Origin of the sequence: Legionella jordanis (assembly GCF_900637635.1) — a bacterium.
Taxonomy (GTDB): Bacteria; Pseudomonadota; Gammaproteobacteria; order Legionellales; family Legionellaceae; genus Tatlockia; species Tatlockia jordanis.
The window spans coordinates 801,772-813,469 of the sequence record NZ_LR134383.1 but is presented as its reverse complement, the minus strand read 5'-3'; the positions used below and the strand labels follow the sequence as shown (position 1 = coordinate 813,469).

The following is an 11,698-nucleotide window of genomic DNA, read 5'->3' as shown; positions in this document are numbered from 1 at the left end:
CTGCTTATTTTGTTATAATACTGTTCAATTTTTACATTAGTTAGCCCATCGGAATTTTAGGATTTATTGGATTTTATATGACACAAGAATTAACAAACTTTTCTGCCCTTAATTTATCGGATGCCTTGCTCAAGGCTCTTGAGGACATGAAGTTTAAAACACCATCGCCCGTGCAAGCACAAACCATTCCCCTTCTCCTGCAAGGGCGTGATGTTATTGCACAAGCTCAAACTGGCACAGGTAAAACAGCTGCCTTTGCTTTACCCATTTTGCAACGCTTGCAACCGAATTCTCAACATACCCAAGCTTTGATTCTCGCACCCACGCGTGAACTGGCGATCCAGGTGGCCGAACAATTCGAGCTGTTGAGTGCCCACCAAAAGGTTAGTGTTTCCGTTTTATGCGGAGGTCAAGAATATCGACGCCAGTTAAAACAATTGCGCGAAGGTGCCCAAATTGTAGTCGGTACACCAGGGCGAATCCTGGACCACATTGATAGAGGAACCCTGCAACTTGGACATCTCAAGACGTTCGTGCTCGATGAAGCCGATGAAATGTTGCGCATGGGCTTTATTGAAGACGTTGAAACGATTCTTTCAAAGCTGCCTAAAGAAAAACAGATTGCCTTATTTTCTGCAACGATGCCTTATCGCATACGTCAGATTGCAGAAAGTTATTTAAATAATCCTGCTTCCGTTGAAATCCGTATGGAAACGGCCACGGTGAAAGCCATTGAGCAACGTTTTCTATTCGCTTCTGCAGCACAAAAATCAGACGCTTTACTACGTGTCTTAGCCGTGGAAGATTATCAGGCAGTGATTGTGTTTGTTCGCACCAAAAGCAGTACTGAAGAAGTAGCCGCAGTCTTGCAACAGCAAGGACACCGGGCCATGGCCATCCATGGTGACATCAGTCAGGCTTTGCGTGAAAAAATTATTGCTCAATTCAGACAAGGAACAATGGACATATTAGTTGCTACGGATGTGGCTGCTCGCGGTCTTGATGTCGAACGAGTCACTCATGTGATTAATTATGATGTGCCTCATGACAATGAAACCTATGTCCATCGTATTGGCCGCACAGGCCGTGCTGGACGTAGCGGGGTGACGATATTGTTCGTGACGCCAAAGGAATCACGTGTTTTAAACAGCATTGAACGCCATACCCGTCAAAGAATTGAAAAAATTGCCGTACCGAATGATCATGCGATCCACACGGCAAGACAGCAGCGTTTCATGGCAAATATTAAAGCACGATTGCAGCATGAAAATTTGCCGAGCTATCAACACATCATCGAAGAGTTTCTTAAAGAAAATGAAGCCTCTCCAGTTGAAGTGGCTGCAGCTCTTGCTCTGTTGCTCAATCAAGATAAGCCCTGGAAACAGGAATTACCCAAGGCTCCCCGGGCACCCAAGGAATTCCGTGGTGAAGAAAAGAGCAGTAAAGCCTTTAGCCGCAGCAGTAATCGTGGAGAAAAAAGTAAAAGACAATTTCGCGATGACTACCCTCAAGAATTATTTCGCCTTGATGTAGGTCGCGTCCACGGGGTTAAACCCGGCAATATTGTGGGTGCAATCGCCAATGAGGCTGGACTGGAAAGTCGTTATATAACCGGTCTTAAGATCCATGAAGATCATTCCACTGTGCGTCTTCCTCAAAACATGCCCAAAGAAGTATTTAAAGATTTAAATCGTGCTTGGGTTTGTGGCCGGCAATTAAAGATCACCTCCCTTGGCACAGCCTGATTAAGGTGATTTTTTAGACAAAGACCATGCCACTGTCGTTATGACGGCAGTGGCAGCCAAGCCGCCAAATAAAACATAGGGATTGTTGAAATATGTCGCCTCATTCTTTAATGTTTCTAACTCCCTCCTGATTTTATCCTTCATTTCCCCCAGGGGCTTTATTACATCGATGCTGCTAATCAAGCCAGGTAGTAATTGATTTTTGATATTGTCCGTTATTTCCTGAATCAATCTAAGCTTTGATTCATCCGTTGTAAAAAACTCCAATGTGGTTTGTCGCAAAGCTTCAGCAATTGCTGCGCTCAACTGGGCTGCATCTTCGGCTTTCCAATTCTGTAAGCCAAACGTAAAACGGCAAAGATAGCGCTCATGATGTTCATCGTTCTGTTGAAACCCCTTCCGGGCCTGCTCCAATTCATTGTCATTATCCAGAAGTTTTAGTAAGTGATTCAAAAAAAAGCATTTGAATTGTTTGTGAAGAGACATGGCAAAAATCCTTTTTTTGAATGACGGTTAACAAACTATTTCCTCGCATTGAGCGTATCACTCACATAGCGGCCTACCAACTGTGCCATGATAATGGCCAAATAGGCTTGGCCGGTAAAAGATTCTATCCAGGCCAATGTCCTTGCAATTGGAGTTTTAGGGACAATGTCGCCAAAACCTGTGGTGGTTAATGTGGTAAATGAGTAATAAATAACCAAGTAGTCCTGCCCTGTTTCCAGCCCGGAAAAAGCAAAGGGATTTATAAAATTAAGGAGGGAATATAAATAGGCAAATGACAAGCCAATGAACAAATAGGCAGACAATGAACCAAATAAAGTGGTAATGTCGATGGTTTTATCAGAAAACGTGTACCGTAAGCAAACAGCAGCCATTAACAGGAAGTAAAATGTGGTAAAAAAAGCCTTAATCGGACCAGTCATGGGATGGGCTAATAAAATTGATAATAAGATAGACAGCAGCTCCGCAGTTGATAGGACAATCAAAAGAATCAGAAATCGCCTGGCACCTTTACCGATAAGCACTAAACTGAAAGCAATAAGAGCAAATAAAACTAAATCACCCAATCCCCAAAATCCAAATTGTGCATCCAGAGCTTTGGTAATGCAAAATAAGATGACCACCGCAAACAGGAATAAAAAACGTAATTGTTCAATTAATCGAAAAAGAGCGGCCATATCATTCTGCAATCTTTAGCATTTAATTAATATATCTGTTATTTGATAAAAAAGGCTAGAGCGGGACTTAGGGAATAATTTTTGGCGAGGATAAATAAAAAGACTCTCTCTCCCTACTTGAAAAAAAGCAGGAACAACAAGTTAAATTGGATGGTATTGTTTTTCTGGCATCATCAATAATTTGATTTAATTCTATTTTGGTGGAGGTTCCCCCCAATAAACCACGAATGAAACGAACAATCCACAACGTACTCCGCAATTGGCGAATGAATTGTAATTCGGGTCTTGGCGGCTGGGTTTTTGTACCATTCAATGCAATTTTGAGTTTCTCAAGATCCATCCTTAGTTGTTCGTCTGGTTCCCTTTTGGCCAAAAAAGCTCGCATGCAAAAGACGGATATCTCTTTTTGCATTTTGAGGCTGAAGCAATGGTCTTCCCCGAGAGATTGAAATACTTTAATCAGTTCTTCTGCGTCTTTGGCTTTGCTTGCACGATTTAAATAATCAGTTGGAAAACGATAGGACCCTAAATTAGCCTGCGGATAATCTCGTTTAAACTGACGGTATGTTGTTGTCTTATCTACCCCATGATTTAAAAGATCATTGATAATAAAAAAAGGATTTTTACGAGGATCTCGCTCGTGTTTGCCCTTATTTGCTAATGCCATGCGCGCAGCATGAAGGGCTAAATCAATGGGTTTCTCGCCTTCAGAATTAACTGCATTAGCGAATTCTTTAAAGTATGTCCAGGTTTGATCATAGCGATAATCGCCTAAACGAATGGCAGCATGTAAGGGAGTATCATCATTCTTAAATTCACTTTGACAAAGGTCACTGTATTGGTTCATCTGCTCAAGCAGCTCCTGGCCAATAATATCTCTTTCGGCTTCCTTGACCTCATGAAGGATTTCATCTATTAGTGTTTTTCGCTCAAATTGGGTCAATTGAGTAAGGTATTCTCTAAAAGAGGATATTGAAAAAAGCACGGCTTTTAAGCGAGAAACGCGAGCAATACTTGCTTGCGTCATAAGAGCAATCTGAGCTCTTTCAAGCGCATCTTCTCTATCCAGAACCTGTCCAAGTCGAGACTCAATGAGAGCAGACTGGATGAGCACATGTTTATACCACGCCCGCCACTTTGCTTTTTTAAATTCTTCATTGTTAGCGAGTTCGCAAAAAGCAATAATGTCATCCGTATTATTATATACCTTACTATCACTAGGATTAACCACATAGCGTTTGCTTGTAGGCCAGTAATGATTTTTGGAATCTTCAAGTTTGGGAAAGTGAACCAAATCCCTAGTGCTGATTTTAAAAGCGTTTTCACCATGGCGCCAATTCACAACTCTTGACTCATAATGAGACATGATGCTGTCAGACATGCTTAAATCATGATCGATTTTGAAAAAAACGACCGTTTTAATACCCTGTCGCTCAACAATATAAAATCCCAAATTCCCCTTATGCAAATCATCTTCTTCCAAGCTGTAAGAAGAGCATAAGACACTGGCCAACGGGTCCATATCAAACACCAATTCATTTTTTTCTTGCGCCATTTTATAGAGTTGGGCAAAAAAGCCAGGAGGAAATTGATTTAAGAAATAGATGGGGATGTCTTCAGCGGTCCTGCTGTAGTCAGAGTCAAACGTTAAATTTGAGTGTTCGTATTGAATAGAGCAGAAAGGATTGGTAAACCCTTCCTTTTCAGCAGCCGAGTAGCAAAAGGCTGTCGACAACAAACCAATGATATGCCCATTTTTTTTTACCAGGCTGTATTTAGGCGTTAGGTTAGGCATGATAAAAAGCCTTTGCAACTCGCTTAAACTGACCTCAAAAAGAGACAAATGCGCTTTGTTGTGTTTATTTAATTTAAAATAGACTACACGTCCCGATGAACGGAGTTTTGCCAGTAAAATAGTATGACCACTTCCATTTAGGGCATGATCAATAATTAGATCTGATTCTTTATAAAATTCAGTCATAATAATTAAAATACAAACTTAATGCGCATTATTTTAACTTATTGAGCGGGTTCGTCAACTTTGCTGAATTAAGGTTGTCATTTGGCCGTTCATGCAAATGCTTGGCTAATGGCTAATATCTTTAAAGAAGAATAGATGATTTTAGGCTAAAATTAAAACAACAACTCCTGCAAACTCTCAGGCTGCTGGATTGTAACGATGCAATAGGAGTACTGGTATGAGCCAAGAAGATCAAGCCCTCACCCTTTCAAACCCACGCTTACTATCTGCGGTTTATTTCCTTTTGCTATCAGTCATTCTGACCTGCATTATTGATGTGCTGTTTTACTTCCTTGGTGCGGAGCAATTTCTACCGCTTTTTAAAGCCATTGTATTGGCGGTGATTATTGCGGCTTGTTTTGGTGCCTTGTTTGGCGAAAAAATTGTCCATAGCCCCAAACCTTACGGACACAGAGTATTCTTGTGGGGATTCTTAATGGTCATAGCAGCCCTCCCTTTTTATGATTTAGGCTATCTGCTTTTAGCCAATGATGGAACCAGTCAAAGCTTCTGGCATGGCAAACCTCAGGAGAGTTTACAGATTTATCTGTTTGTTCTCGCCTATAGCTTCATCATTGCAGGATTTTGGTTGGCCATTGCGGCGGGTCTTGCTGCAATGTATTTGCGCGGGCGTTTGGTTTACGACATACTACGTTCAAAATACCGAAGGCATATAAAGTCGGCGGAAATGGGCACCCTGGATCAAAACCATCGTAAACGTCATCACAGGGTAAGAATAATTCATTAATTGAACTGATCATGACTGCGGAAACTCAAAAACAACGTCCCATTAGCCCCAGAACAGTGAGTGCTGTATTTTTTGCTATGTTTGCCTTACTGTTTTTATTATTTACCAAATACACTTTATTGTCCTTAAAAGACGCGGCTTTAATCCCGCTGTTGTCTTCGTTGCTGTTTTCTTTGATCCTCGGTCTGGTCTTGGGGGCTTTATTTGGAAAAGCATTATCGAAAAAAGGCAGCTGGCTTCGGTTTTTTTCCTGGGGCTTGCTGATGGCCTGTCTGGCTTTGATTATTTTAAGCTGCGTGGTTTTCGCGAATTTTCTGCTGACGCCTTCTTCCCAGCAATTTCATTTTCAGCATTGGCAGGATTATCTCATTTTTTGGGGAGCAATCCTTGTAACACTGGCCTTAACTATTGGAACCTGGCTTTTGCCATTGACCGGCCTTGCCGCACTCTACTTTAACAAACATTTTTGGCCTGGCTTAATTGCCGTTGAAGAACAAAACCAGCAAAAGGGCGATGGCGATACCTCCCATGAATAAAAAAGAGCTATTGGCTTTTATGCATCAAGGGGCCATTGTAATCACTCCAAACAATCGTTTAAGCAATGCTTTGCTGAATGATTACATCAGGCAATTCCCTAATCCTGTGCAAGCCAAGCCCATTTGTTTGCCCTACTCTGCATTTTTACAAAATCTGTATAAAGAGCAGGGTTACAACAGCCTTAGACCACAACCTGTGCTGTTAACACCCGGTCAATCTCGTTACCTCTGGCGCAAAATTCTTTCCAAGGATCGACCGGTCAATGAAGGGTTATTGAATGCTATTGAGGAAGCTTGGACGCGCTGTCATTATTGGCTGATTGATATAAACAATCCTGCCTTTTCCTATAACTCACAAACGCTGCAATTCCAACGCTGGGCGCAAGGATTTTCTGAAGAACTACACAGTATTGATGCCATTACTGCAGCTCAATTAGCTCATGCTCTTTGCTCCAACAACTTGTCTTTCTTTAAAGAAAATCTCTTCATTTGGGCGTGTTTTGACGATTACACGCCACAGCAGAGACAATTGCAGGAATATTTAAAAGACAGGCACAATTTAAACCACTTGCATTTTGATCTTACACAACAGGATGGTGAAACTTATCAATATGCAGCCAATAATGATGAGGATGAGCAGCAACAGCTTTTTTCTTGGCTAAAAACGCGATTGCAACAAGGGGATACTCGCATTGCAGTGGTTGTACCTGATTTGGAAAAACATTACTCAAATCTGCAAAGGGCACTCAAACAACATTTTTCAGCAGATCAATTTAACATTTCCTTGGGTAAACCCTTAGCATCTTACCCTTTAATTGCACACGCTTTAATTTGGCTTGAGCTCGATGGAAAACAACTTGATGTTCAACAAGCCAGAACTTTGCTTCACTCCCCCTATCTTTCAGCTTCCTGGTCTGAGCTATTAGAGCGTTCTCAGTTTCTAGAAACCGCTTTTATTATGACCGAAATGCGATTTAATCAGGAAACTTTCATACAAGAGCTTAGAAATCAAGCTCCGAAATTGGCAGGATTACTCAGCTCAATTAAGAATTATCCTGCCGAGGCGAGTATAGAGGGTTGGATTCAACTATTTCATGAGCGCTTACACACTTTGGGATTTCCTGGGGAAATCGAATTGAATTCTGAAGTGTACCAATGTTATCAACGTTTTTTAAAACTGTTTGACGATTTTAAAGAATTAGCACTGATCTCGCCGGTCTTAACGACAGAGGAAGCATTAGCGGCCATACGAGAATTGGCTGAGCTTAATATTTTTCAAACCAAGTCTGCTCCTGCGCCCATTCAAATCCTGGGGCTTCTTGAAGCGGCCGGCAGCAACTTTGACAGTCTATGGTTTATGGGGCTTACGGATCAATGTTTGCCAAAGAGCCTAAAGCCCTCAGCGTTTATTCCTGTCGCCTGGCAAAGAGAACGATGCATGCCACTCGCAAATCAGGCTAAAGAATTTGGCTTGGCAGAAAAAAGTATTGCTCGCTTTCAAAGTGCAAGCCCCTTTACGGTTTTTAGCTACGCAAAATTGAGCGGTGATACACCCAATATGGCAAGTCCATTAATTAGGGATTTGGCTTATTTTACCCCCTTGGCTCAGGATTCAAAGGCACCAATTGAGGACCATCTTGAAGCAGTTACAGAATCCTATTTATTGCCGTTTGAAGGACATTTAACAGGGGGAGCAAGCATTTTAGCCAATCAGGCCAAATGTCCCTTTCGCGCCTTTGCAGCTCATCGTCTCTACAGCAAAGGCGGCATGGAGCCTGCAATGGGACCAAACTCAATGGAGCGAGGGCAATTTATCCATAAGGTGATGGAAATTATATGGCAACAGTTGCGAAATCAAAACAATCTCCTAAGAATTAAGGAATCTGAATTAAATCAGCTAATCGAATCAGCCATAAGCAGAGCTTTGGAAACCATCGCTGAACAAAGGAATCTTTCTTTCCCGCCACTGATGCAGGATGTGGAAAGGGAACGACTTAGGCGTTTGGCGGCCTCCTGCCTCAACTGGGAAAAAATGCGGCCGCCTTTTGAAGTTGAAGCACTTGAGAAATCATTCGAAATCCAAATTGCTGGTTTGGATTTATCGCTACGGGTCGATCGATTGGATAAACTGGAAAATGGGAAAAAATGGATCATTGACTATAAAACCAGCATTCCTGTTAAATTACCCTGGCGGGAAGAGCGGCCTTGTGAACCACAATTGCTGCTATATGCCTTGTTGGATGAAGCCATTGAGAGTCTTTTATTTGCTCAGCTAAAATCAGGACAATTTGAGGTTAAAGGGATTGGTGATGAAGAAAATAAGGCGCTTGGTATTTCAAGTTCGGACGAAACCTGGGTTAATATTCGCGAACACTGGCAAAATCAATTGAATGAACTAGCTCAGGAATTTATCCGCGGCTATTGCCCACCACGACCAAGCCAAACCAGTATATGTCAACAATGTGATTATCAAAATTTATGCCGCATGACGGAAGAAGTTGAAGACATACAAGGATAGATAGAATGAAGATATTGATTGCCGGAGCCTCTGGTTTCATCGGTTCTGAATTGGTAAAACACTTAGTCGCAACACAACAAATTACAGTTATTGGTCGCTCAAAGGCAAAACTGCAAAAACAGTTTGGTAATACAGTGGAATCCGTCACCTGGCAAAATTTAACTACTTTAGATGCAAAAAGCTTTGATGCCGTTATTAATCTTAGTGGATATAACATTGGAGCTTCTCGCTGGGCAAAACCAATAAAACAACTCATCATTGATTCCCGTGTTGATACAACCCAGCAATTAATCGATTGGCTCATAAAACAGCAAGCTAAGCCCCGTTTCTTTTGCGCTAATGCATTATCTATTTATGGTGTGCAGGACAACAGCAATCCAATGATCCACGATGAAATCAGCCCTGTTAATTTAGATCATCCTGAGAATTTCCTGCACGAAGTTTCTGTAAAATGGCAACGTGCTTTAAACCCTGGCATTGAATACGGGATGAAAGTCATCATGCTTCGTTTTGCCGTGGTATTAAAACGCGATCAAGGTATGCTGAAAAAATTGCTTCCCAGTTTTAAACTGGGCTTGGGAAGTGTTTTAGGAGATGGGAAGCAAACCATTTCCTGGGTTCATTTTTCGGATCTCGTTTCTGCCATTGAATTTTTATTGCTTCGCCCTGAACTTACTGGCCCCTTTAATATCGTCGCCCCGCAATTGGTGAGCCAGAAAGAGTTTGCAAACAACCTGGCCAAATGCCTACATCGTCCTCGCTGGTTAAAAACCCCAAGCTTCCTTATACGGTTCCTTTTTGGTGAAATGGGAGAATTTCTGCTCTTAAAAGGTCAGCGGGCTCAGCCTAGGAGATTAACCGAAGCTGGTTTCTGCTTTCGTTATCCAGAGTTAAAAATGGCTTTGGAACAGGAGCTTTGCACGGATAAAGTTGAATGACTTTGCCAGTCATCCAACTTCATAAGGGTATTGTATTAGAGTTTATGAGTCTCAAAGTAGGATAAATCTATCTCTTCAATCTCTGACGAATGCAAACTCAAAGAGTTACCCGTAAATATTTCCTCAGGATTGAAGTTCGGATATTCAATTGATAATTTTGAGAGTATTTGCCGCCATTCTTCATCATTAACAATTGGATAATCATCTGAGTGTTCGTCCATTTGCTGTAAACTATCTTTAGCCCCACCAGGACTAGGCTGTTGAGAGTTCAGGTTTGACTTTAAGGAAAACATGGCATTATTAATGATTTCCTGCATGTCGGCCGCTTGAAATATATCAGCAAATTCTTGCAAGTCGGTGATTGCTTCTTCTTGTGTTTCTTTCAAGTACTGTAAAGCATTCTGTGGGTCTTTAAATGCATGCATGTGGGCAGAAATATGGTTGACTATTGAGAATACTGCTTCCACATATTGGCTGAGCAAATCCTTATTTAAACTCTTTGTTTCAAAAAATCCGGGTTTACTTTTAGCAATTAGTTTTTGATAAGCAGGAACTACATTTTCATCCCAGTAACAGTTGTATTTTGTCTTTACCTGTTCAAATTTCATATTCACCCCCATCATTGTGCTGCTTTGTGGACGAATTTTAAACAAAAATCATTAAGAGAACATTAATATGGCCTTTGTACTGGTAAATTCTTTAGGCTTTTGCTAAAACGAAGAATTATGCACGGCTAAAATCAAAGGCTAGAGTTTCGGAAATTCTGCTTAAGCCAAGAGCCAGGGTTATGAGTCGATCAAGGCCCAAAGCAACGCCGCTGCAAGCAGGTAGGCCTTGTTCCAATGCATTAAGCAAATAATTATCCACCTTGGGAAGTTCGAGGTTTTTAGCCGCACGAAGAGCGATATCCACGTTAAAGCGTTCAGCCTGGGCTTTTGCATCAGTCAATTCGTGAAAGCCGTTGGCCAGCTCTATGCCCTTATAATACACTTCAAACCGTTCGGCGTACCCTTGATTTACTTTTGCCAACGCAGACTGAGAGGGCGGAAAATTATATAACGCGACCGGTGCCTTTTCTTTTGCCAATGCCATTTCCACAACATGGCTCATTAGTAAAAATAAATACTGATCCCGATCTTCTTCGTAAGGATCAAGCACATTCTCCAAATGATAAGATTGAAGCGACGCCTTTAATTCAGCAATCGAAGCGCAAAAAGGGTCTAAATTACAAATTTGTAAAAAGGCTTCCCGATAAGTCATTTTCAACATGGGCGGGACTTGCAAAATTTCTTGCAATAACTCGTCGACTTCATTCATCAATACATGGTGGTCAATATCTAATTGATACCACTCCAACATGGTGAATTCAGGATTGTGCCATCTCCCCAGCTCGTCATCACGAAATACACGGGCCAGTTGGAAAATAGGGCCACTGCCAGCCGCCAAAAGACGTTTCATGTGATACTCAGGCGAAGTCTGTAGACAATAGGGTTCACCTCTGAAATGGGCCTTTATGTTTGAGAGATAGACATCGGTAATACCATAATGAGCCATTATGGGAGTCTCTACTTCCAAATAGTTTCGCTTCTGGAAAAAATGCCGGACTTGGGAAATCAGTGTTGCACGTTTTCTTAAAACCTGAAATGAGGCGGATGGTCGCCAATCCTGTTCTGTCATCAGTAGAAAATACCTAATTCAAGTCGCGCTGCTTCGGTCATTCGCTCTTGGGTCCAGGGTGGATCCCACACCAATTCTACGGTGCAGTCATTGACACCTTCTACTTGATTGACGGTTTGCTCAACGGTTCCCGGGAAAGTTTGAGCCACGGGACAGCCAGGGGTGGTCAGCGTCATTTGCAAATGGACATTATGCTCTTCATCAACAGCAATGTCGTAAATTAAACCCAAATCATAAATGTTAACTGGAATTTCCGGATCAAATACCGTCTTCAAAGCAGCGACTATTTTCTCCTTTAATGCTTCAGTATTGTCTTTCTTGCGAAAACCTAACAT

11 protein-coding genes are annotated in these 11,698 nt (G+C 41.7%); 5 read left to right on the top strand and 6 right to left on the bottom strand.

Annotated elements, in window-relative coordinates; all coding sequences use genetic code 11:
- Positions 1-77: 77 nt before the first annotated feature.
- Positions 78-1,745, top strand: coding sequence for a DEAD/DEAH box helicase (locus EL203_RS03855; RefSeq protein WP_058470433.1), 1,668 nt, complete (start codon positions 78-80; stop codon positions 1,743-1,745).
- Here EL203_RS03855 and EL203_RS03850 read toward each other — a convergent pair whose 3' ends face one another.
- The 3 genes from EL203_RS03850 to ankK all read right to left on the bottom strand — a co-directional run bounded on the left by EL203_RS03850 (position 1,746) and on the right by ankK (position 4,907).
- The gene (locus EL203_RS03850) at positions 1,746-2,231 is read right to left on the bottom strand and encodes a hypothetical protein (RefSeq protein WP_058470434.1); all 486 of its coding nucleotides are present in this window, start codon (positions 2,229-2,231) and stop codon (positions 1,746-1,748) included.
- 35 nt (positions 2,232-2,266) lie between these two features.
- Positions 2,267-2,926 carry an ion channel gene (locus EL203_RS03845; RefSeq protein WP_058470435.1) on the bottom strand — a complete coding sequence of 220 codons (660 nt, stop codon included), beginning with the start codon at positions 2,924-2,926 and terminating at the stop codon, positions 2,267-2,269.
- A 67-nt stretch (positions 2,927-2,993) separates the two neighbouring features.
- A complete protein-coding gene (ankK, locus tag EL203_RS03840; protein ID WP_058470436.1) occupies positions 2,994-4,907 on the bottom strand; it encodes a Dot/Icm T4SS effector AnkK/LegA5 in 1,914 nt (637 codons plus the stop codon).
- 217 nt (positions 4,908-5,124) lie between these two features.
- Here ankK and EL203_RS03835 point away from each other — a divergent pair, with 217 nt between their 5' ends.
- Genes EL203_RS03835 through EL203_RS03820 form a run of 4 tightly spaced genes read left to right on the top strand, consistent with a single transcriptional unit; the run spans position 5,125 to position 9,686 of the window.
- Entirely contained in the window at positions 5,125-5,694 is a 570-nt protein-coding gene (locus tag EL203_RS03835; protein WP_058470437.1) for a hypothetical protein, read from the top strand.
- A gap of 11 nt (positions 5,695-5,705) precedes the next feature.
- Entirely contained in the window at positions 5,706-6,230 is a 525-nt protein-coding gene (locus EL203_RS03830) for a hypothetical protein (RefSeq protein ID WP_058470438.1), read from the top strand.
- Positions 6,223-8,748: a PD-(D/E)XK nuclease family protein gene (locus EL203_RS03825; protein ID WP_058470439.1), complete on the top strand. Its 2,526-nt coding sequence runs from the start codon at positions 6,223-6,225 to the stop codon at positions 8,746-8,748. The genes EL203_RS03830 and EL203_RS03825 overlap by 8 nt, the downstream gene beginning before the upstream one ends.
- 5 nt (positions 8,749-8,753) lie before the next feature.
- Positions 8,754-9,686 carry a TIGR01777 family oxidoreductase gene (locus tag EL203_RS03820; protein ID WP_058470440.1) on the top strand — a complete coding sequence of 311 codons (933 nt, stop codon included), beginning with the start codon at positions 8,754-8,756 and terminating at the stop codon, positions 9,684-9,686.
- A 35-nt stretch (positions 9,687-9,721) separates the two neighbouring features.
- Here the strand turns inward: EL203_RS03820 and EL203_RS03815 are convergent, their stop codons facing one another.
- The 3 genes from EL203_RS03815 to EL203_RS03805 form a co-directional block, all read right to left on the bottom strand.
- Entirely contained in the window at positions 9,722-10,294 is a 573-nt protein-coding gene (locus EL203_RS03815) for a hypothetical protein (protein WP_126320087.1), read from the bottom strand.
- 115 nt (positions 10,295-10,409) lie between these two features.
- Positions 10,410-11,363 carry an elongation factor P--(R)-beta-lysine ligase gene (gene epmA, locus EL203_RS03810; protein ID WP_058470442.1) on the bottom strand — a complete coding sequence of 318 codons (954 nt, stop codon included), beginning with the start codon at positions 11,361-11,363 and terminating at the stop codon, positions 10,410-10,412.
- Positions 11,363-11,698: an SUF system Fe-S cluster assembly protein gene (locus EL203_RS03805; RefSeq protein WP_058470443.1), complete on the bottom strand. Its 336-nt coding sequence runs from the start codon at positions 11,696-11,698 to the stop codon at positions 11,363-11,365. The genes epmA and EL203_RS03805 overlap by 1 nt, the downstream gene beginning before the upstream one ends.